General features: G+C 45.6%; 16 protein-coding genes and 1 pseudogene. 13 read left to right on the top strand and 4 right to left on the bottom strand.

The window, feature by feature from the left end; genetic code table 11:
* Positions 1-16: 16 nt before the first annotated feature.
* The 4 genes from arfA to Selli1_RS04370 all read right to left on the bottom strand — a co-directional run bounded on the left by arfA (position 17) and on the right by Selli1_RS04370 (position 5871).
* Positions 17-1519, bottom strand: a complete 1503-nt coding sequence (gene arfA, locus Selli1_RS04385; RefSeq protein ID WP_281844630.1) for an arabinosylfuranosidase ArfA — start codon at positions 1517-1519, stop codon at positions 17-19.
* A 283-nt stretch (positions 1520-1802) separates the two neighbouring features.
* The gene (locus Selli1_RS04380; protein ID WP_281844631.1) at positions 1803-2420 is read right to left on the bottom strand and encodes a YesL family protein; all 618 of its coding nucleotides are present in this window, start codon (positions 2418-2420) and stop codon (positions 1803-1805) included.
* 39 nt (positions 2421-2459) lie between these two features.
* Entirely contained in the window at positions 2460-4115 is a 1656-nt protein-coding gene (locus tag Selli1_RS04375; RefSeq protein WP_281844632.1) for a helix-turn-helix domain-containing protein, read from the bottom strand.
* Positions 4093-5871 carry a sensor histidine kinase gene (locus Selli1_RS04370; protein WP_281844633.1) on the bottom strand — a complete coding sequence of 593 codons (1779 nt, stop codon included), beginning with the start codon at positions 5869-5871 and terminating at the stop codon, positions 4093-4095. Before Selli1_RS04370 ends, Selli1_RS04375 begins: the two co-directional genes overlap by 23 nt.
* A 229-nt stretch (positions 5872-6100) precedes the next feature.
* On the opposite strand from Selli1_RS04370, the gene Selli1_RS04365 reads away from it, so the two are divergent.
* From Selli1_RS04365 to Selli1_RS04305, 13 genes and pseudogenes are all read left to right on the top strand, one after another.
* On the top strand, positions 6101-7738 hold the full coding sequence (locus Selli1_RS04365; RefSeq protein ID WP_191427337.1) for an extracellular solute-binding protein: 1638 nt from the start codon (positions 6101-6103) through the stop codon (positions 7736-7738).
* Positions 7739-7750: 12 nt separating this feature from the next.
* The gene (locus Selli1_RS04360; protein ID WP_087252418.1) at positions 7751-8638 is read left to right on the top strand and encodes an ABC transporter permease; all 888 of its coding nucleotides are present in this window, start codon (positions 7751-7753) and stop codon (positions 8636-8638) included.
* A gap of 10 nt (positions 8639-8648) precedes the next feature.
* A complete protein-coding gene (locus Selli1_RS04355) occupies positions 8649-9539 on the top strand; it encodes a carbohydrate ABC transporter permease (RefSeq protein ID WP_087252419.1) in 891 nt (296 codons plus the stop codon).
* A gap of 28 nt (positions 9540-9567) precedes the next feature.
* Complete coding sequence (locus Selli1_RS04350; RefSeq protein WP_281872396.1) at positions 9568-11253, top strand: right-handed parallel beta-helix repeat-containing protein; 1686 nt, start codon at positions 9568-9570, stop codon at positions 11251-11253.
* Positions 11254-11264: 11 nt separating this feature from the next.
* The gene (locus Selli1_RS04345; RefSeq protein WP_281844637.1) at positions 11265-12461 is read left to right on the top strand and encodes a Gfo/Idh/MocA family protein; all 1197 of its coding nucleotides are present in this window, start codon (positions 11265-11267) and stop codon (positions 12459-12461) included.
* Positions 12462-12543: 82 nt separating this feature from the next.
* On the top strand, positions 12544-14199 hold the full coding sequence (locus Selli1_RS04340) for a DUF4091 domain-containing protein (protein ID WP_281844638.1): 1656 nt from the start codon (positions 12544-12546) through the stop codon (positions 14197-14199).
* Positions 14200-14318: 119 nt separating this feature from the next.
* Positions 14319-15713: pseudogene (locus Selli1_RS04335) on the top strand (molybdopterin-containing oxidoreductase family protein); the annotation flags it as partial.
* Entirely contained in the window at positions 15711-16403 is a 693-nt protein-coding gene (locus Selli1_RS04330) for a molybdopterin dinucleotide binding domain-containing protein (protein ID WP_330677487.1), read from the top strand. The pseudogene Selli1_RS04335 and the gene Selli1_RS04330, both read left to right, overlap by 3 nt.
* A complete protein-coding gene (locus Selli1_RS04325; RefSeq protein ID WP_204864066.1) occupies positions 16381-16815 on the top strand; it encodes a 4Fe-4S dicluster domain-containing protein in 435 nt (144 codons plus the stop codon). The genes Selli1_RS04330 and Selli1_RS04325 overlap by 23 nt, the downstream gene beginning before the upstream one ends.
* Positions 16816-17433, top strand: a complete 618-nt coding sequence (gene mobA, locus Selli1_RS04320) for a molybdenum cofactor guanylyltransferase (protein ID WP_281844641.1) — start codon at positions 16816-16818, stop codon at positions 17431-17433. It begins immediately after the preceding gene.
* Complete coding sequence (locus Selli1_RS04315; RefSeq protein WP_281844642.1) at positions 17405-18616, top strand: molybdopterin molybdotransferase MoeA; 1212 nt, start codon at positions 17405-17407, stop codon at positions 18614-18616. Before mobA ends, Selli1_RS04315 begins: the two co-directional genes overlap by 29 nt.
* On the top strand, positions 18598-19806 hold the full coding sequence (gene mobB / locus Selli1_RS04310) for a molybdopterin-guanine dinucleotide biosynthesis protein B (RefSeq protein WP_281872395.1): 1209 nt from the start codon (positions 18598-18600) through the stop codon (positions 19804-19806). The genes Selli1_RS04315 and mobB overlap by 19 nt, the downstream gene beginning before the upstream one ends.
* 91 nt (positions 19807-19897) lie before the next feature.
* Complete coding sequence (locus Selli1_RS04305) at positions 19898-21559, top strand: DUF4091 domain-containing protein (RefSeq protein WP_281872394.1); 1662 nt, start codon at positions 19898-19900, stop codon at positions 21557-21559.
* The last annotated feature ends 225 nt before the right edge of the window (positions 21560-21784 follow it).

Raw genomic sequence — 21784 nt, 5'->3', positions numbered from 1 at the left:
ACACGTCCCCAAAATATTATTTTTTGCACATTCGGATCATCTGCCAGCTGTGTTTTGGGAAGAGGGCGGTGAGTTTTCCGGAATCGAGTGCTGCGTTTTGGCCGGAGACTGGTGTAACTTCCAGAGGGTGATCTTCTGTGTTGACTGCTTTTAAATTTTCGTGTGTGAGAATCTTGTGGTCAACGATCCGGTATTCAGTAAACTGGCGCAGATCACAGGAAATTTCGAGATCTTCTTCCAGGCTTTTGTTCACTGCAAAGAGTGTAAGTTCGTCGTTTTCCTGATTCCATATGAGTACAGAATCCAGGTAAGAAGCATCGCCATATGTTCTGCTTTCATATACAGGGGCTTTCACAATGGTATTCATGACTGTACCACGGCCGTATCGGCTTGTGTAGAAAAATGGATAGAAAATGGTTTGTCTCCATGCACCGGTATCAGATGTCATGATTGGGGCGATGACATTAACCAACTGCGCCAGACAGGCAATTTTTACACGATCTGCGTGGCGGAGTAAAGTAATAAGCATGCTTCCAACGAGCAATGCGTCTTCAAAATTGTAAATATCCTCCAGCTGATGCGGGGCTTTGCTCCATTTTGGAAGTTTTGCGTCGGCGTCATTGGAGTGGTACCAGACATTCCACTCGTCAAAGGAAAGATTGATCTGTTTATTCGTTCGCTTTTTGGCTTTGACGCAGTCGCAAATTGAGATTACAGATGAAATAAATTGATCCATGCCTACGCTGCTGGCGAGGAAATCTGCAGTGTCACCATTTGCGTTCCCATAATATTGATGCAGGGACAGATAATCTACCTGATCATAGCACAGATCCAGCACGGTTTCTTCCCAGGAGCCAAAGGTCGGCATTTCAAGATTGGAACTTCCGCAGGCAACGGTTTCAATAGAAGGATCCAGCATTTTCATCATTCGTCCGGTTTCTTCGGCGGTACGTCCATATTCCACAGCTGTCTTGTGACCGATCTGCCATGGCCCGTCCATTTCATTTCCCAGGCACCAGAGTTTGATATGATGAGGCTTTTCGTACCCATGCTTTTTTCGAAGATCGCTGTAATATGTGCCACTTTCAAAATTACAATATTCCAGAAGATTTTTGGCATCTTCAGGACCTCTTGTTCCCAGATTGACTGCCATCATAACTTCCGTATCCGCTTTCTGTGCCCAGGTCACGAATTCATTTAGTCCAAACGCATTTGTCTCGATGACCTGCCATGCCGGATCCGGCCGGGCTGGACGCAGATCCTTCGGACCTACACCGTCTTCCCAGTGATAACCGGATACAAAATTTCCGCCAGGATACCGCACGACAGGAACCTGAAGTTCACGAACCAGTTCCAACACATCGGTACGCATTCCGTCTGTATCTGCAAAAGGACTCCCGGGCTGATAGATTCCCTCATATACAGCACGTCCAAGATGCTCAATAAAAGATCCAAAGATCCGTTTGTCGACGTCCCCGATAAGAAAATGCCTGTCCACAATAATTTCTGCTTTTTTCATTTAAAATCCTCCTTGCTCTTTTCGCGTGATACAATCGTCATGCTTACTTTACTTTTAATGATACTTTTTATGAATGGCTTAAAAATTAAAACTATAGAATATTCTAAAGACAGTATATCATAGAAACACATAGATCAGTACAGATTTCAATTCACAGGTACACGACGTAAATGGACAAAAAACGCCGGAACCCCGCTAAAAATAAGGCGGAAAAGGAATTGTCAGATTTTTTTCATCGGGGACGGGTTCCGAAACACCGGAACACGTCCCCGATGATATATAATTATTCATACTTTTTAAATATGTGATTGTATATGAGTGAGGTGAGAAGGGCGGACAGGGAAAATCCGCAGAACATTCCGATCAGTGTGAATAGTCCCAGTATTTGAGGAAAGTGAAGAAGCAGGTAAAGTATCGTGCCGTAATACAGGAACAGCAGCAGTGTCCATGGTAAGTGGGCGATGCTGAGAAGGAGAGCATTCTGTAATGCTTTTGTTGTCGGGCTGTTAAAGTGGGATACAACCGGAAATAAATAGAGGAAAATTGCGCATAGAATCAGGGTGATCAGTATCAGGAGGATGCGCAATATGGAAAAATCGGAGCCTTGTGTATTTAATATCCGGTAGTCGTATCCAAGGAAGCAGATCATAATAAGGCAGAAGATCCAAAGGATTGTGCTCTGCCTGAAATTGGAGCGGAAAGCCTCAAAAAAGCCTTTGATGATGTATGGTTCTTTTTTTCTCACTATTTTCAGCGTGACTGTATAAAGGGAACTGATGGATGTTCCGATTGTAAAAACCGGTATACAGCTGATGATAAAAACAATATTCAGCACAACAAGATCAAAGAGTTTTCCGAGCGTCTGCATTACGATATTATCCATATTAAACAGTCGATTCATAGATTTACCTCTCTTTCCGATATAAACTGCCCGGGGACATCAGTCGCCCCGGGTATATAAATGGGTTTTACGGTAGGTGCTGGGTGAAACCCCGGTCATTTTCTTGAATACAATAGAAAAGTACTGTGAGGTATCGAACCCGGTAACAGCTGCGATATTCTGTATTGATTCGGATGTTGATGACAGAAGCTGTTTGGCCTTCTTTATTCGTTCCTGGGAAACATACTCGGACAGGCTGATTCCTGTGAGCTGCTTGAACAGTCGCGAAATGTAGGTCTCATTATAATTTACAACCCGCGAGATTGTGGCAAGATTGATGGTTTCGCTCAGGTGCTGACCGATGTAAAGTTTGATTTTTTGAATCAGCAGATTGTTTTTATCGGTTTTTTTGGAATCCTGTATCTCGAACAGGTGATGTGACAGCGAGCCAATGTAATGAAATGCTTCTTTCCATGAGGAAAAGTCATAAATGTAGTACAGTTGGTAAAGCGCAATTTTAGAAGCAAGGTGTTCCTGAAGCTGATACAGGTCAATGTAGTTTAAAAGCAGCAGGGCGATGGACATATAAATTTTGATCGCCCGAATATCATGCATGCTCCGGATGGTTGTGCATTCTTCTTCGAGTTTCTTCAAAACAGCGGCATAGTCTGTTTCGCTTCCCTGATATAAGGAAAATGTCAGTTCCTGAAGAAGACGATCGATTTCGGTCCGTTCAATATAGTCCCCGGAATGCAGGAATAATGAGGAAGGCTCATCATCCAGAATGTTGACCGAGGAATAGATCAAAGGAGCCTTGGTGATAAAAGAGTCCGCATACTGCTGCAACGTGTAAAAGTTTTTGTATATGTTTTCCCAGTCTGAGGCGGCAGGATAAAGCACAACTGTCACATGGCGGTGCAGGGTATCCGTACAATAATCACTGAAATCATTTGCCAGAGACTCCAGCAGGTCGAATTCGGAAGCAAGGGACGGGTCAAAAGAGGGCTGAAACAGCCACAGCAAGGTACCCTGTTCCAGATCCAACATGGAATAGTGGAATTTATTGACGCACAGCCGGTCCATGAGCTGCAGATATTCCAGCGTTGTCCTGGAATGAATCCGGTATTTTTCCTGAAATGTACGATGATGGATCTGGGTGTACATCAGGAAAACGGGCGAGTTCAGATCAAGTGGAAATTCTGAGAAACTGATCTGAAGAGACTGGATAATTTTATCAATACTTCCACCTGAAAAAATCTCTTTTAAAATGGTTTGCTGCAGCAGATGGGAGAGAAGCATGGACTTCTGACTTGCTGTAGACAACAGATGAAGTTTGGCGGCTTCCGACTGAATTTCCCGGATTGCAGAAAATACTTCATCCAAAATGACCTCATCACTTTCCGTTTTCAGGAGATAGCGGGAGTGGTCAAGCTTGTCAGCAGCATAAATGTGTTCAAAATTATCAAATGCCGTAAGAAAAATGAAACGGCAGTCGGGATAATATCCGGCGATGCCTGAGGCGGTATCGATACCGGATAGTCCGGGCATATGAATGTCCAGCAGTGCCAGATCAATTTTCATAGTCTTTGCAAGATCCAATGCTTCGATTCCAGAGTAACATTTATAAACTTCAAGATCCTCGCCGGCATGTTCTAAAATCAGGGCGGCAAGATAATTTACGATATAGTGTTCATCATCTACGATCAGTAGTTTCATTTGTAAGATCCCCCTTAATTTTTTTATCAAGCGTGATGGAAACTTTCAGCCCACCGAGTGAAGAACGTGACACGTGCAGCGAATCATGAGTATTGGAAAAGATAATCAGCCGGCGCTGGATATTCAGGATGCCGGACATTTCCAGATCAGAACCGGATTCCTGGACCGCCAGAAGATTCTGTGTGAGCTGCTGTAGTTTCTGAGCTGTAAGTTCTTCGCCGTTATCTTCGATGTCGATTCTCAACAGGTCACCGGATGCTTGAAAACGGACCTGACAGATACCGTCTTTGATCTTATTTGCCAGCCCGTAATTAAACGCATTTTCCAGAATCGGCTGTAATATCAGTTTTGGAACGACAATGGATTCAAATCCATCAGGGAGCTGTTCAAAGTCAATCCGTATACGTCCGGTAAAAAGGAGTCCCTGTATATATGCATAATTTTTTGCGTGTTCGTATTCTTCAGCGAGTGTCACATGATCCATACTGTTTCTGGTAAGATAACGGAAATAAAGACCGAGCGCATTCGCAATATTCTGTGCATCTTCGATATTCTCTGTCTGGATCATCCGTTGAAGCATAAAAAAACTATTATAGAGAAAGTGCGGATTTATCTGAGCCTGGAGCTGTTTCAGTTCTGCTTTTTGCAGAAGAAGTTTCTGGGTATAGTCTTTCTCAATGAGTTGATTTAGTTTTTTAGTCATTTCATTGAAAGCATGATACAGATAGGCAAAGTCCGGACTGTTCATATTGTCAATCTGCACTTTGAAATTTCCTTTCTCGACTTCGCGGAATGCATTGATCAGCTGTACAAGCGGTCTGTGGACAAGGCGGTAGATTTCCACGAAGAAGACGATGCATGCAACTGAAATTAACATCAGAAAAAGAAGATGCAGCACAGGTGTTATGCTTGCAGCGCTTATGATGTCTGCTGTTGGAATTAAGCGGACATACTGGAAGGAAATATCCGGCATTTCGTAAACAAATGCATAGTAATCTATACCGTCAAGCGTGATGACTTCACAGGGAAAAGTGCTGTCCGATTCAGCCGATCTTTCCTGCATGTCCTGCAATTCCTCTTCCATATCTTTGCCCATATCAGTTAAAGAAAATTGTGTTCCGATCGTAAAAAGGTAATATTCATTTTCATAGGAACTGTTATTTTCCATATAAGACTGCAGATCGCTTACGGAAAGTACGAAAATGAGTCCGTAGGAGGCGTTTGAAAATGGCATCAGGCAACAGGCAAGTTCTTCCTGCCCGGTGAGCGGATTTTGATAATAGTGAAAGGCACCTGTTTCCTGAGAAATCTTTTTCAGAGTTTCGCATTCTTCTTCTGTGATAGAGGTAAAACTTCCAAGCTGATATCCGTCGGAGTTGTACATGACTCCTAGATTTTCAAAAAAGATATGGGCGGACTGACAGAATGGAAGCGACAATGCAATTGCGGAAAGTTCTTCTCTCAGCAGATTGATCTGAGTTGACCTTCCGTAAGTGGACAGACCGGAAAAACCGTTTGAAAATGTCTGGAGGTTGGACTGCCGGACGAGAGTAAAACCGGATCCGTAAATGGTATAAAGAGAATTATTCAGGTGCGAAATATAGGTTGTGTTATTGGAATCTATGGAAGAAAGCACCTGTTGTCTCAGAATCTGATTGCTGTATCGGAGTGTAAAGAACCATACAATGATCAATGGAAAAACTAGACATAAAAACAGAATCACAATTTTTTTCAGTAATGTATTTTTTCGTTTCATTTGGTCTTCTCCTTTGATGCTTTCTTATTAAAGATAGTATATCATGAAAAGGAAGCGATTCAATTTGGAAAAGTTATAAAATATTGTGATCTGTATAAAAATCCGGCTGTTTTATTTTTAACTGTCAATAAATTATAAAAAAGAAAAGAAATTATATGGTTATTTTCCGGGTAATTCTGGATAATAGAAGAAACCTTATGAAATCTCATAAAGAAATGGAGGAGTGAAAATGAGAAAAAGAAAAAAAGTACTTGCAGTCTTGTTGACCGGATGTATGATGGCAGGTTTGCTGGCCGGTTGTATGGAACAGGGAACCGGTGGAGGTTCATCCAAATCCAGTAAAGAAGCCGTAGAGATTCCGGAAGATCCGTGGGATCCGTATGAAGAAACCGTGACAATCAGCACTGTACTTCCGGAAAACGCGGGAATCCAGTTCGCGGAAGGAGACAGTTATGATGACAACCCGTGGTATCGTGCGTACAAAGAATGGTTTAACATTGAGGTTGTAAATGACTGGGTAAGTAATGATTATGACACAAAACTGAATCTGACCATTGCAGACAAAAGTATTCCTGATGTGTTCTGTGTTGACGCTCAGCAGCTTCGTCAGCTGAAAGAAGCGGATATGATCTACGACCTGACAGATATTTTTGATGAATATGCATCCGATCTTCTGAAAGGTTATATGGAACAGGAGAGCGATACGTTTGAAACCGGACATCTGGACGGAAAACTGTATGGAATTCCTCAGCTGTCCTATGGAATCATCGACCAGCCAAACCAGATCTGGATCAGGAAAGACTGGAAAGAGAATCTGAAGCTGGAAGATCCTCAGACGATGGACGATGTGATTGCGATCGCAAAAGCTTTCCAGGAAAATTACGGCGGATACGGCCTGACAGAAAATCAGGATCTGGACTGCTTTAAAATGCTCGCGGTAGCATGGGGAGCACACCCGGATATCTGGGTGGAAACAGCCGACGGCTCACTTGGATACGGCTCGGTACAGCCGGAGATGAAAGAAGCGCTGGCAGCATATACACAGTGGTATGCAGACGGAATTGTAGATCCGGAGTTCACTACAAAAGATCTGGAAAAAATGCTGGAAGGCGAAATCAGCGAACAGACAGGTGTAAGCCCGTACTATCAGTACTGGGGATACGATCCGGGCCCGAGTGTCGTACAGAATCTCGGAACAGACGCAATCTTTGAACCGTATAAGATTCCGTCGGCTAACGGTGAAGAAGTTCTTGCAAATGTTACATTTGCAAACTATGGCTATATTGTAGTAAGCAAAGACTGCAAGAATCCAGAAGCAGTGCTGAAGCTCCTTAACTTCTACGCACATGTCATGGATGAAGGAGATCAGGAAGATACTGACTTTATCAACGAACTGTTTGGAAACGCATATACAAATATTCCGTATGCTCTCCGTGTTATCAATCCAGATACAGACTACAATCAGTTTATCAAAGTTACCGATACACTTGCGGTAAGTCTGGACGAAGATCCTGCAACACTTGGCAAAGACGGAGTAAAATACTCCAACTGTGTAGACTTTATCAAAGAAGGTGCATCTACAGGAGTAGGAGATTATCTGCAGCAGGGCGGACCAAAATCGGCATATCGTATTTCCAAGGAGATTATCGATAACGAAGAATATATTCGTGACGCTATGTGGGGACCTCAGACAGAGACACTTCTGAGTGCAGGAAGTACATTGGATGATATCCTGATCGAAGGATTTACCAAAATTATTGTAGGAGAAGAAAGCATTGACTATTTTGATACACTGGTAGCTGACTGGGAGAGCGCAGGCGGTGCAAAGGCGACAGAAGAAATCAATGAAACCTATGGAAACAACTAAGAAGGTGGGCGTATGAAAAAATTAAAAAGACAATGGCAGTATCATCTCATGCTGCTTCCGGGCGTGATTTTGATCTTCATATTCGCATATATCCCGCTTTACGGGGTGATTATCGCATTCGAAGATTACAACCCGGCGCTTGGTTTTTCATCCCCATGGGTCGGTCTGAAAAATTTCGAATATATTTTCAGCCAGCCGGCTTTCCTGAGAACAATCTGGAACACGTTCTTTATTGCGGTGGCAAAGCTGATCGGAGGAATTGTCGTACCGGTTTTCTTCGCACTGCTGCTCAATGAACTGGTTTCCAACAGACTGAAACGAATTTTTCAGACGTTGATTTACATTCCAAACTTTTTGTCCTGGGTTATTATGGCCGGAGTTTTAATCGATATTCTTTCTAATACAGGAGTGATCAATCAGTTCCTTGGAATTTTTGGAGTCGGTCCGGTTAATTTTCTTGGGAATGCATCTATTTTCCCGTGGACAATGATCGTGACAGATATCTGGAAAGGTTTTGGATTCGGGACAGTTGTATATCTGGCCGCATTGACCAGTATTGATCCGGGATTGTATGAATCAGCGATTCTTGATGGAGCGACAAGATGGCAGCAGATCCGGTATATTACACTTCCGCTTTTGATGCCGACCATTATTCTGATGCTGGTACTTGCTCTTGGAAACGTACTGAATGCGGGATTTGACCAGATTTATAATCTATACTCCCCGATCGTATACCAGACCGGAGATATTATTGATACCTATGTATACCGCCTTGGTATTGAGCAGGCACAGTACTCAGTCGGAGCCGCTATCGGCCTGTTTAAATCTGCCGTTTCTGCAGTACTGGTACTGACATCCTACATTCTTGCTGACAAGTGTGCAGGATATAAGATTTTCTAGGAGGGATGAGATGCAGTATAAGACAAAAGGAAATAAAATTTTTAACTTTGTAAATATTTTTATTCTGACGATTGTATCGCTGACCTGTATCCTTCCGTTTATCAATCTGCTGGCAATTTCCTTTAGTGACAGTGCGGCGGTTTCTGCGGGAGCGGTAGGATTTGTTCCGGTGAACTTCACTTTGAGCGCATATGAGTATGCGCTCAAAGGAGGAAAGTTTTTAAGAGCTCTTTTAATCTCGTTTGAGAGAGTATTTCTGGGAGTGGGGATTAATCTGATCCTCATGATTCTTACGGCATACCCCCTGTCGAAGACAAAAAAACAGGTCACAGGAAGAAGCGTCTATATGGTTTATTTTGTCATTACCATGCTTGTTTCAGGAGGAATGATTCCAACTTATCTGGTTGTAACAGGGCTTGGACTGAAAGATACAATCTGGGCGCTTGTGCTTCCGGGGGCGGTACCGGTTTATAACATGATTATCCTGATGAATTTTATGAGAGGAATCCCGGAAGAGATTGAAGAGGCAGCTGCTATTGACGGGGCAAGTCCGTTCCAGATTCTGGTGAAAGTTCTGCTTCCGGTCTTGAAACCGGCACTTGCAACCGTGGGGCTGTTTTGTATTGTAACGCACTGGAATGACTGGTTCAGCGGAATGATTTATATGAACAATCCGAACAACTACCCTTTGCAGACCTATCTGCAGACTCTGCTGCAGAGTTTCGAACAGTTGCTTCGATCTGCCCAGGGTTCGGATATTCAGGCGTTGCTGATTCAGATGGATGCCAGAACCGGAAGAGCGGCACAGCTGTTCTTGGGAGCAATCCCGGTTATGATTATCTATCCGTTTCTTCAGAAATACTTCACAAAAGGTTTGGTCCTTGGAAGTGTAAAAGGTTAAAAGACAGAATCGGCATGCGAGGTGAAAGATGAGGCAGATTTATGTAAAAGAGTTCGGGATCATGCCCGGAGATGAGAAAGAAACAACCCTGAAACTGAGAAAGATGCTGCAGGAAATACGGAAAGAAGAAAAGCTGGAAATCCGTTTTGAAAAGGGAATCTACCATTTTTATCCGGATTATGCAGGAGAAAAACTGCTGTACATATCGAACCACGATGAAGACACCATAAAAAAGGTGGCATTTGATCTGAGCGGGATGAAACAGGTCAAAATCAGCGGAACAGATACGCAGTTTCTGTTCCATACGGATATTCTGCCGTTCCATATTGACAGATGCAGGGAGATCTGTATTGAAGGGATCACAATTGACTATGCACGGACCGGATATTCAGAAGGTAAAATTGTGAAAGTGACGGACAAAAAGATGCTTCTTGAGATCAATCGGGAGGAGTATCCATACCGGATCATTCACGGGAACATTTTTTTTGAAGAGGAAAATGGACTTGCTGAACTGTATTGCGGATGTCTGGAAATGGATGCCCGGAGATGTGCTCCGGTATACAGGGGAAGGGATATCAGTTTCAACAAGCCATACCCGTCTTCCTATGGGGCGACCTTCCGGGAAGAAGGGGAGAATCTGGTGGAAATCAGTCTTACAGGGGGGCAGAAGTTTCCCGAAACATCAAAGTCGGGGAATATTCTGATCCTGCGGCATCACTGGAGGACGCATCCGTGCTTTTATCTTACAGACAGCGCAGATGTAACATTAAGACATATTACGATTTATCACTGCACCGGAATGGCAGTCATCTCGCAGTTTACGAAGAATATTACAATCGAACAGGTGGATATACGAAGACACCCGGTAAAGAAGAGAATGTTTACGGCGACAGCGGATGGATTTCATTTTGTGTATGCCGGTGGAAAAATTCAGATCAAAGACTGCCTGGTGGAAAATCAGCTGGATGACCCGGTTAATATTCACGGAATCTACGGAAGAATTCATAAGGTGCTTAACAAAAAAGAAGTCATTGTGGAACTCGTGGAAGGTATGCAAAAAGGAGTAAAACTGGGACAGCCGGGAGAACTCTTCGGGATCATTGACAACCGGACGATGCTGGAAAAAGAAAGAGCAGAAGTCTGCGAAGTTACAATGCTGAATAAAGATTTTCAGCATATTGTATTCCACGATGAGATGGAATCTCTGACACCGGGATTTGTGGTAGAGAACAAATCCTATGTGCCGGATGTACTGGTGGAGGGATGTACATTTCGAAATAACAGGGCAAGAGGACTTTTGCTAACAACCGCGGGGCAGGTGATTGTGCGGAAGAACCGGTTTGAAACACCGGGAGCGGCTATTTTGATCGAAGGAGACTCTAATTATTGGTTTGAGTCAGGAGCGACGAAGTATATTCTTCTAGAGGAGAATGAGTTTATCAACTGTGCGTATGTTCCCCAATGGGGAAGTGCACCGATTCAGGTATCCCCAAGTGCCGGGATCTGGGAAGAAGGACAGAGATACCATCAGTATCTGGAAGTAAGGAAGAATCTCTTTCGATGCTTTGACAACCGCCTGGTTTACGCGGTTAATCTGGAAACACTGATTTTTCAGGATAACAAAATAGAAAAAACAGATCAGTTTCCGCCGATTGCGGGCGAGGCATTTAAGCTGGACGGAGTACTGAAGTTTCAGACAGATTATTATGGATAAAGGAGAACATCATGGGTGAAAAAATCAGAATCGGACTGATCGGACTGGGATGCAGAGGAGCAATGCTTCTGGAGGATGTCTTCCTCAATCATGAGGATGCAGTGATCAGTGCAGTGTGCGATGTATATGAAGACCGATGTGAAAAAGCGGCAAAACTGATTGTGGAGAAGACAGGAAAGAAGCCGTATCAGACTACGGATTACAGGAAGATATATGAATGTTCTGATATTGACGCGGTCATTTTGTGCAGCTCCTGGGAATCACATATCCGTCTGGCCATCGAGGCGATGGAAGCAGGAAAACCGGTCGGTTGTGAAGTAGGAGGCGCCTACTCGATTCAGGAATGCTGGAGACTGGTTGAAACGTATGAGAAAACGGGAACGCCGATTATGCTGCTGGAAAACTGCTGCTATGGGCGGGACGAGATGATGGCATACCATATGGTAAAAAAGGGCGTGTTTGGAAAAATTGTCCACTGTGCCGGAGGATATATGCATGATTTGAGAAAAGAAGTCGCTTACGGGAAAGAAGAACGGCATTACAGACTGAGAAATTATATTCACCGTAATACAGAAAATTATCCGACCCACGAACTGGGACCGATTGCACGGATTCTTGGAATTAACCATGGAAACCGTATGGTGTCACTGACATCCATGGCGTCGAAAGCGGAAGGACTGGAAGAGTATATCAAAAAAGAAAAGCCGGATGATCAGGAACTTCGTGCAGTCAGATTTCAACAGGGAGATATCGTCACGACACTGATTAAATGTGCAAATGGTGAAACGATTACACTGAAACTGGACACGACTCTTCCAAGGTATTATTCCAGAGGATTTTTTGTGCAGGGAACAAAAGGACTGTTCAACGAGGAGAATGGATCGATTTTTCTGGATGGAGAACATGAGAAGTATGATTTCTCCTGGAAAGAGCAGTGGGGAAATGTCGAAAAATACAGAGAAGAGTACGAACATCCTGTTTGGAAACAGTATCTCGAAGAAGGAGTAAAACGTGGACATGGCGGAATGGACTGGCTTGTTTTCTGTGATTTTGTAGAAGCCATCAGAGACCATAAACCGATGCCGATCGATGTATATGATATGGCTTCATGGATGAGCATTTCGACTTTGGCGGAACAGTCTATTACACTTGGAAGCCAGCCGGTAGCAGTACCGGATTTTACAAACGGAGCATGGATGATGCGGTAAACGGGCAAAAGCCTGAAGGGGCACAGTTGAAAAGCTGTGCCTGTTTTTTTACAATAGAAGAAATGAAAAACGGGAGGAAATTATGGAGCAGAAAAAAGAGATGTATGAAATAAGACTTGTAAGTTCTTTGGAGAAAGTTTTTCTGGAGGAAAGGCCGGTTTATCGTCCGGAGTGTATGAAGCTGACTTGCCTGAAGGGAGAAACGATTTCTTTTCAGGCCGCCTGTACGAGTACAGATTCGGAGCGGCGCCGGGTAACGGTACAGGTAGAATCAGAGATTAAGGATCTGATCCGTGTCAGACAGGTGGAAAATGTACCGGTATGTAAGGCATGCGGAAACAGGACAGATGATAACTACCTGAAAACAGAAGCGGGCTTATATCCGGATCTGTTAAGAGAACTGGAACATAATGAAACATATATTTACCCTCAGCAATGGAGGAGTCTCTGGATTGATATTGAAACGCCAGAAGATGTTTTGGCCGGAGTATATCCTGTTACGATTATCTTAACGAAAGGCCAGGAAAAACTTGCGGAAGCAAGGACAGAAGTTACCATATACAATGCGGTACTTCCAAAGCAGAAGATCCTGCATACAGAATGGTTTTATGCGGACTGTCTTGCGGATTATTATCATGTGCCGGTCTTTTCGGAAGAACACTGGAAGATTATGGAAAACTATATCCGGGAGTATGTAAAACGCGGCGGCAATATGATTCTCACACCGCTTTTTACACCGGCGCTTGATACGGCCATCGGGCATGAGCGGACGACAACACAGCTCCTCGATATTGAAGTGAAATCAGGAGAGTATCACTTTGGGTTTGAAAAACTGAAACGCTGGGTCGATCTTTGCAGAAGCTGCGGCATTCAGTATTTTGAGATGAGCCATCTTTTCTCCCAGTGGGGAGCCGCATATGCGCCAAAAGTGGTTGCACTCAAAGATGGAAAAGAGGAGAAAATCTTTGGATGGCATACACCGGCATCAGGAAAGTATACAGACTTTCTGCATGTGCTGCTTCCGCAGCTTACGGGAAAGCTGAAAGAATGGGGGATCGCTGAGGTAACCTGGTTTCATCTGTCCGACGAACCACGAGAGGAAGATCTGGATAGTTACCGTGCGGCGAGAGAATCTATTGAAGACCTGCTGGACGGATTTCATACGATGGACGCACTTTCGGACTATAAATTTTATGAACACGGACTCGTTGAGCAGCCGGTTCCGGCAAATGATGCGATTCAAGAATTCCTGAACCACGGAGTAGAAAATCTGTGGACTTATTATTGTGTGTCGCAGTCTTATGAGGTGAGTAACCGATTTATGGCAATGCCGTCTCTCCGTAACCGGATTTACGGGTTGCAGCTTTATAAATACCGGATTGCCGGAATTCTGCACTGGGGTTATAATTTTTATAACAGTCAGTATTCTTTGGAAAAACTGAATCCGTATCAGGTGACAGACGCAGGGGGATGTTTTGCGGCGGGAGATCCGTTCCTTGTTTATCCGGGAACAGACGGGTATCCGGAGGAATCCATTCGCATGATGGTGCTGGAAGAGGCGCTTCAGGATCTGCGCGCATGTGAACTTCTTGAATCTCTGGCAGGACGTGAAACTGTCATGGAATGCATAGAGGAGAATCTGGCAGAGCCTCTGACATTTACATGTTTCCCGAAAACAGACTATTATCTGATTGCTCTGAGGAACCGGATTAACCGCGAAATCGCAAAACGGATTTAGTCCATAACTATAGATAAAGATGATAAACTGATAGACAAACCTTATTTTACACTCCGAAGTGTACCGACGTATAATAGACGTACTATGAAGTTTGTTTGGGAGGAGGCAGCGGAGCGTTTATGGAGAAAAAGCAGATTTTCTGTGGGATTTGTTCGACCGGGTGTCCGATGGATGTTTATGTGGAGGATGGAAAGGTTGTTTCCGTTGAGGGCCGTGTGGAGAATGGAAAGAGCCGGGGACTTTGTTCTAAGGGAGCGGCGTCAAAGCAGTACCTTTATAATGAGGAGCGGATCCTTTATCCGATGAAGCGTGTCGGGGAGAGGGGAAGCGGAGCGTTTGAGCGGATTTCCTGGGAGGAAGCATATGATCTGATCGAGGAGAATCTGAACCGGGTGAAGGAGCGGTACGGGGCAAAGTCTGTGGTATTTTATGCGGGTTACCCGAAATGGTACAGACCTGCACTTCTGCGCCTCGCGAATGCATTTGGGAGTCAGAATTACTGTACGGAATCGAGTACCTGCTTTCAGGCTTCGGATCTGGCGTGGAAGTCGGTTTACTGAAACGGGATCTGTTTTCCGGATCTGGCCCATACGAAGACGCTTTTGCTTTGGACGAGCAATCTGTTCCATTCTAATACACCGATGGGAAAGATGTACCGGAGTTTAAAGGAGCGGGGTGTGAAGATCATTGCGGTGGATCCGCGTAATACAGTGACTGTGAAGGAGGCGGATATTCATCTGAAGATCACGCCGGGGACGGATGGAGCGCTTGCCCTTGCGATGGCCCATGTGATTATTGAGGAGAATCTTTACGACAAAGAGTTCGTGGAAAAGTATGTACATGGGTTTGAGGAATATAAGAATTATGTTCGGAAGTTTCCACCGGAGAAGGCACAGGAGATTACCGGGGCGGACGCGGATCTGATCCGGGAGGCGGCAAGGCTCTATGCCTGCAACAAGCCTTCGGGAATTCAGTTTTCGGTTTCAACGATTGTCCATCATATCAATGGTTTTCAGAACTACAGGGCGGTGTTCTGTCTGATTGCGCTGACGGGAAACTATGATATAGAGGGAGGAAACCGCTCCAGGCCGGGGCCTGCATCACCGTGCAACGAGTTTGGAAAAGTCATTCGTTATAATAAGGAAGAGGCCGTCGGGGAGAAAGATTTTCCGGTATGGTTTGATCTTCCTTGTCAGGAGGCCCAGTGCACGAGACTTGCGGACTATATCCTGGAGGAGGATCCGTATCCTTTGAAGGCAGTCTTTGCCATGGGACTGAATCACCGGATGTGGCCGCAGCCGGAGCATCTGCAGAAAGCACTTGGAACGCTGGATTTCTATGTCAACACAGAGCTGTTCTGGTCGGATTCTTCTAAAATGGCAGACCTGGTGCTGCCTGCCTGCACCACATTTGAGCGTGAGGAGGTCAAGTCGCTTCGGGGAGGAATGTTTGCGCTGAATCAGCGGGCAGTGGAGCCTGTCGGAGAGGCGAAAAATGATATTGAAATCATTATGGAACTGGCACGGAGAATGCAGTTGAAAGATAAAGTGCTGACCGGCGGATACGAATCCTACATGAATTATATTCTGGAACCGTCGGGGCTGACGCTGGAGGATCTCCGCAGCCATCCGGCCGGAATGAGAGGGAAAGTAATTTTTCCGCCGAGGGAACGGACTTACGAGGATGAGCCGTTTCATACGCTGTCCGGGAAGGTGGAATTTTCCTCACTGGTACTTGAGAAATATAAGGAAAGCAGAGGATATGATCCGCTGCCTGTCTACAAGGATTTCCGGGAACAGGATCAGGTGGACCGGAAGGAGTATCCGCTGATTTTAAATACCGGAGCCAGAAAACCACAGTTTTTCCATGCGAGAATGTACCGGCTTCCATGGCTTTCCGGTCTGGAAACGAACCCGATGGTGGAGATTCATCCGGATGACGGAAAGACTTACGGAATCGCAGACGGAGATCCGGTGAAAGTGACCTCTCCGGTCGGGGAAATGAAGGGAACTGCTGTGTATTCCATTACTGGAAATCCGGGCATAGTTTATATTTATCATGGAAATAAAAAAGGGGAAGCGAACAATCTGATTGACCGGAACTATCTTGATCCCTATACTGGTTTCCCGGGATATAAAAGCTATTTCTGTAAAATAGAAAAACAGGCGGAGGTGACAGAAAATGCCGTATCGACTGAAGTTTAATACCGCAGGATGCGTCGGATGTTATGCGTGCCATACGGCATGTCTGGACGCACATCATGGTGCAGAAGAGATTCATGCAAGAAGTTTTCGGACGATCCGGAAGGTGACAGATGAGGAGAAGGGATTTTCTTATGAGATCTGTCCGGGCTGCACTCATTGCGGAGCATGCGCAGAGGTATGTCCGTCAGGTGCGCTTTACCGGGATCAGGAATACGGATGGATTCTGGTTGACAAGGAGATGTGTATCGGCTGCGGAGCATGTGAAAAGGTCTGTCCGGATCATGTGATTTTTCTGGATGAAAATAAAAAAGCAGCGAAATGTGACGGCTGCATTGAGCGGCTGAAAGAAGGAAGGGAGCCGGCGTGTGTGTCCGTCTGCTGTCTGGATGTAATTACACTGGAGAAAGAATAGATGAGCAGACAGAGAACCGATCTGGCCGGATACATTCTGGCGGGAGGCAGAGGAAAAAGGATGGGCGGACGGCAGAAACTCTATCTGCGGCATCAGGGGAAGTATCTGGCTCTATGGGCAATGGAGACGCTCCGCTCTCTGGAGAATTTTTATATTTCGGTGGCTGAGATTCCAGAAGAGACTGTGGGGAGTGCCGGATGGATAACGGATTTCTATGAGGAAGCAGGACCGCTTGGAGGGATCATGAGCGGTCTTTTGCTGTGCCCTCAGGATGCTCTGTTTGTTGTACCGTGCGATACCTTTGGCCTTGATGAGGAGATGGCAGAAACGCTGATCCGGGAATATGAGAGGAGTGGACGTCCGGTATTTTACCGGACAGAAAAAGGGCCGGAACCGTTCCCGGGTATCTATACAAAAGCAATGATTCCCGTTATGGAACGGCAGCGCACAGCGGGAAATTACAGAATGAAGAGCCTGTTTGAGACAGAAGAAGCGAAGGAATATACGTTTCTCGACGGGACAAAACAGCTGAAAAAGCTCGTCAATCTGAATACAGAGCAGGAATATCGAAGACTTCAAAGGAGGAACGATGGACGGGAAAACAGTGACAGTGAATGAAGCGCAGGAACTGATAAAAAAAGTGGCTGTAAGGGAAGAAAAAACAGAGGAAGTCAGCCTGATGGATGCGGGAGGGAGAATCCTTGCTGAAGAGATCCGGGCCTGGCAGGACAATCCTCCGTTTCCAAGATCTCCCTATGATGGGTATGCCCTCCGTGCGGAAGATATCCGGGATGCCGGAAAAGAGACGCCGGTCTGCCTGCGGGTTGTGGAAAAACTGTGGGCGGGAGAATATCCGAAGCGGGAAATCAGGCCGGGGGAAGCAGCGCGGATCATGACCGGGGCACCGATTCCAAACGGGGCGGATACTGTTGTCAAACAGGAAGAGACTGACGGTGGAGAACGGAAAGTACAAATAAGAAAAAGCCAGAATGCATATGACAATTACTGCCCGGCAGGAGAGGACTTCCGAGAGGGAGACCTTCTGCTTGAAAAAGGGATCAGGCTCGATGCCATCCGAATCGGAATCGCGTCTGCAGCGGGGTACCATACCGTCCGGGTGCGAGAGAAAGTGAAAATTGCGGTACTGACCACCGGGAATGAACTGTGCTTCCCGGGAAAAACGCTTTGCCCCGGGCAGATTTACGACTCCAGTCTGTTTATGATTGCAGAGCGGATTCGGGAGCTTGGAGGAGAAGTTGTGCTGGCAGAAGAAATACCGGATGAGGAGGAAACTATTCGGACAAGCCTGAGAAAAGCGGCCGGCTGCGCCGATCTGGTTGTGACGACGGGCGGAGTCTCTGTGGGAGAAAAAGATCTGGTAAAGGATGTCCTGAAACAGGAAGGAGCAGACTTCCTGTTTGAACGTGTTCTCGTAAAGCCAGGTTCCCCGACAGCATGTTCCGTCTTACAGGGGACGCTGGTCGTAAGCCTTTCCGGCAATCCATTTGCGGCGGCAGTTCATATGGAGCTCTTTGTAAGATATGCGGCAGCATGTCTTTTGGGATGTGAGGACCTGCTTCCAAAAGAAGAAAAGGGGATTTTGATGACGGCCTTTCATAAGACATGCAAAACAGACCGCTACATCAGAGGGAGAGAAGAGTCCGGCAGAATTACCATTCCTCAGGATAAAGAAAAATCAGGGATTTTAAGTTCTATGAATGGCTGCAACTGTCTGGTAAAAATCGAGAAAGGCAGAGAGCGGATTGAAAAGGGAGAACAGGTATGGTATATCAGAATATAGCAGGACATCCGGTGCTCTTTGGAATAGCCGGGGAGAAAAATTCCGGGAAGACAACGCTGATGGAATCACTCATCCGGATTCTCACCGGAAGAGGCTTTCAGGTTGCGGCCATAAAGCATGACGGCCATGACTTTGAGGCTGACCGGGAAGGAACGGACAGCTGGAGGCACTATCAGGCAGGTGCCTATGCATCCGCAGTTTTTTCTTCCGGAAAATATCAGCTTGTGAAAAATCAAAGAGGTACGAAACTGGAAGAACTGACCACATTTTTTCCTGAGGCGGATGTGATTTTGATTGAGGGAATGAAGGACGCGGATCATGAGAAATACTGGTGCTGTGATCCGAAGGAACTGCCGGATGCAGAAAAACTTGCGGACCGGATTGAAGAGAAGATACGAAAAGAAAGGAGTCAGATGATGGAGCTGGAAACATTGATGGAGAAGATTCAGCTTCCGGAGGAGGGAAGGAACTGTGCGGGATCCTTTCCGATGACGGAGACAGTTTATCAGAAATGGAAGAATTTATTTTACGAGGATACAAAGACATTTTTTGAGGAAGCAGATAAAAGGACGGACAAAGAACAGTTCTATCTCTGTCTGTACCTGCGTCTGGCATGCGATCTGTACCCGGCATTTATGGAGAAAGGGATTTCCGACCGCGTTTATTTTGATACCTTTTATGATATTACGATCTGGTACAGGCGGTGCATGAAAACGAAGGGAATTCCGGGTATTGTGGAAGAACGCTGGCTGTCGCTCCCGTTGCAGATGAAAATTTTCCGGCTTGGAAGACTTCAGTTTGAGCCGGATCCGGAGAATAAGGTTCTGCATGTGCACATTCCGGAGGGAGAGCCGCTTCTGGATGAGGAATGCGGAAAATCATTTGCGGAGGCAGACCGCTTTTTCGGACCGGAGTATACGATGTATGACTGTGAATCGTGGCTGCTCTCGCCGAAGCTTCAGAAACTCTTAAAACAGCAGAGCAACATTCTGAAATTCCAGAACCGGTTTGAGGTGGAAAAGATCATCTATCCTTTCCGCCAGGCGGAGGAAAGGGTATTTGGCGAAATCCGGGAAGATAAAGAAAACTATCCGGAACAGACAAGCCTGCAGAGAGCTGTGAAACAGCTTGTGATGACAGGGGAGGACGTCGGAATCGGCTATGGTGTGATTGATAGAAATAAACTATAAAAGACCCCGTATATTTGTACTTTCAATTTGCTAACCCTTCCAGGGAAACAGTATAGTAATAGAAGAACATTATAGTCATGGAGGGAAAGCAATGATAAAGCAAGAGACAATTTATGAGATGAGGCTTGTAAGCTCTCTGGAAAAAGTATTTCCGGATGATAGGCCGGTTTACCGGCCGGAGTGTATGAAGCTGACCGGACTGAAAGGGGAGACGGTGTCCTTTCAGGCAGCCTGTACCTGCACCGGATTTATGAAAAACCGGGTGAAAGTGCGGATTGACTCAGAACTGAAAGATCAGATTCATGTGCGTAAGGTGGAAACGGTTCCGGTGGGAAGAACCTGCGGACCGATCGTGGATGATAATTATCTGAGAACGGATTCCGGCGTATACCCGGATCTTCTGCGGGAACTGAAGGACGATGAAGTGGATATCTATCCGCAGAAATGGAGAAGTATCTGGATCGACATCGAGATCATAGAAGAAGTGAAAGCAGGAATGTATCCGATCACGGTAAGTTTGGAGAAAGACGGAGAGACGCTTGTAAGTGCACAAACCGAAGTGACTATCTATGATGCCGTGCTTCCAAAACAAAAGATCATGCATACGGAATGGTTTTACCTGGACTGTCTGGCCGACTATTACCATGTGCCGGTATTCTCAGAGGAACATTGGGAGATTATTGAAAATTACCTTCACGAGTATGTGAAACGGGGCTGCAATATGATTCTTACTCCGCTCTTTACACCGGCCCTGGATACGGCGGTCGGAGCTGAGCGTACGACGACCCAGCTTCTGGATGTCAAGGTGGAAAACGGGGAATATGTATTTGGCTTTGACCGGGTGAAACAGTGGGTTGACCTCTGTCAGTCCTGCGGAATCGAGTATTTTGAGATGTGCCACCTGTTCTCCCAGTGGGGAGCAAAATACGCGCCAAAAGTTGTGGCGATGGTGGATGGAGAAGAGAAGCAGATTTTCGGATGGCATACGCCGGCAGTCGGAGAGTATACGAAATTCCTCCATGCACTGCTCCCTCAGCTGACCCAGAAGCTTAAAGAATGGGGCATTGACAAGGTGACGTACTTCCATCTGTCCGATGAGCCAAGAGAGGAGCATCTGGAGAGCTACAGGGCCGCGAAAGAGTCGATCGAGGGACTGCTGGACGGATTCCACACCTTTGATGCGCTTTCCAGCTATGAGTTCTATAAGCACGGTCTTGTAGACAAGCCGATTCCGGGAAATAATGAGATCGAAGAATTCCTGGAGCACGGCCTCACGGATATGTGGACCTACTACTGCGTCGGACAGTTTTACGAGGTGAGCAACCGGTTTATGTCCATGCCGTCTCTCAGAAACCGGATCTACGGGCTGCAGCTCTATAAATACAAAATCATCGGAATTCTTCACTGGGGATACAACTTCTACAACAGCCAGTTCTCACTTGAGAAGATCAATCCGTATCAGGTGACGGATGCAGGCGGAGCATTCCCGTCCGGGGATGCGTTCCTTGTATATCCGGGAGAGGACCGGCATCCGGAAGAATCCATCCGTATGATGGTGCACGAAGAGGCACTTCAGGACATGCGGGCATGTGAACTGCTGGAATCCCTGGCAGGACGTGATTTTGTCATGGAGTGTATCGAAGAAGATCTGGCGGAGCCTTTGACATTCAAGCGCTTCCCGAAATCGGATTATTACCTGCTCGCTCTCAGAAATCGGATCAACCGGGAAATCGCCAAAAGGGTACAGCAATAACTTAATTATATGAAAAAGCTATGCCGCTCTATTTTGAGCGGCATAAATTATCGTTTTAGGGAAGATGTAAGCGGGAATGGAGAATCCATGTATATTTTTCTTTGACGGAAAGATACTAATATAAATATGTATGAAATAAAAAATCGAAATATTAAATGCAAAAATGAAAGTTGAACACCGGGAAAGGTCATGATATACTGTATATATCAATGAATGCAGGGGTGG

The organism is Sellimonas catena, assembly GCF_027924685.1.
Taxonomy (GTDB): domain Bacteria; phylum Bacillota; class Clostridia; order Lachnospirales; family Lachnospiraceae; genus Sellimonas; species Sellimonas catena.
The sequence above is the reverse complement of the archived record's forward strand: the minus strand, read 5'-3'. Positions and strand labels throughout refer to the sequence as shown.

Excerpts from the sequence above, each read along its gene's own strand:
- arfA (WP_281844630.1), bottom strand. The coding sequence starts at position 1,519 with ATGAAAAAAGCAGAAATTATTGTGGACAGGCATTTTCTTATCGGGGAC.
- Selli1_RS04380 (WP_281844631.1), bottom strand. The coding sequence starts at position 2,420 with ATGAATCGACTGTTTAATATGGATAATATCGTAATGCAGACGCTCGGA.
- Selli1_RS04375 (WP_281844632.1), bottom strand. The coding sequence starts at position 4,115 with ATGAAACTACTGATCGTAGATGATGAACACTATATCGTAAATTATCTT.
- Selli1_RS04370 (WP_281844633.1), bottom strand. The coding sequence starts at position 5,871 with ATGAAACGAAAAAATACATTACTGAAAAAAATTGTGATTCTGTTTTTA.
- Selli1_RS04365 (WP_191427337.1), top strand. The coding sequence starts at position 6,101 with ATGAGAAAAAGAAAAAAAGTACTTGCAGTCTTGTTGACCGGATGTATG.
- Selli1_RS04360 (WP_087252418.1), top strand. The coding sequence starts at position 7,751 with ATGAAAAAATTAAAAAGACAATGGCAGTATCATCTCATGCTGCTTCCG.
- Selli1_RS04355 (WP_087252419.1), top strand. The coding sequence starts at position 8,649 with ATGCAGTATAAGACAAAAGGAAATAAAATTTTTAACTTTGTAAATATT.
- Selli1_RS04350 (WP_281872396.1), top strand. The coding sequence starts at position 9,568 with ATGAGGCAGATTTATGTAAAAGAGTTCGGGATCATGCCCGGAGATGAG.
- Selli1_RS04345 (WP_281844637.1), top strand. The coding sequence starts at position 11,265 with ATGGGTGAAAAAATCAGAATCGGACTGATCGGACTGGGATGCAGAGGA.
- Selli1_RS04340 (WP_281844638.1), top strand. The coding sequence starts at position 12,544 with ATGGAGCAGAAAAAAGAGATGTATGAAATAAGACTTGTAAGTTCTTTG.
- Selli1_RS04330 (WP_330677487.1), top strand. The coding sequence starts at position 15,711 with ATGGAACTGGCACGGAGAATGCAGTTGAAAGATAAAGTGCTGACCGGC.
- Selli1_RS04325 (WP_204864066.1), top strand. The coding sequence starts at position 16,381 with ATGCCGTATCGACTGAAGTTTAATACCGCAGGATGCGTCGGATGTTAT.
- mobA (WP_281844641.1), top strand. The coding sequence starts at position 16,816 with ATGAGCAGACAGAGAACCGATCTGGCCGGATACATTCTGGCGGGAGGC.
- Selli1_RS04315 (WP_281844642.1), top strand. The coding sequence starts at position 17,405 with ATGGACGGGAAAACAGTGACAGTGAATGAAGCGCAGGAACTGATAAAA.
- mobB (WP_281872395.1), top strand. The coding sequence starts at position 18,598 with ATGGTATATCAGAATATAGCAGGACATCCGGTGCTCTTTGGAATAGCC.
- Selli1_RS04305 (WP_281872394.1), top strand. The coding sequence starts at position 19,898 with ATGATAAAGCAAGAGACAATTTATGAGATGAGGCTTGTAAGCTCTCTG.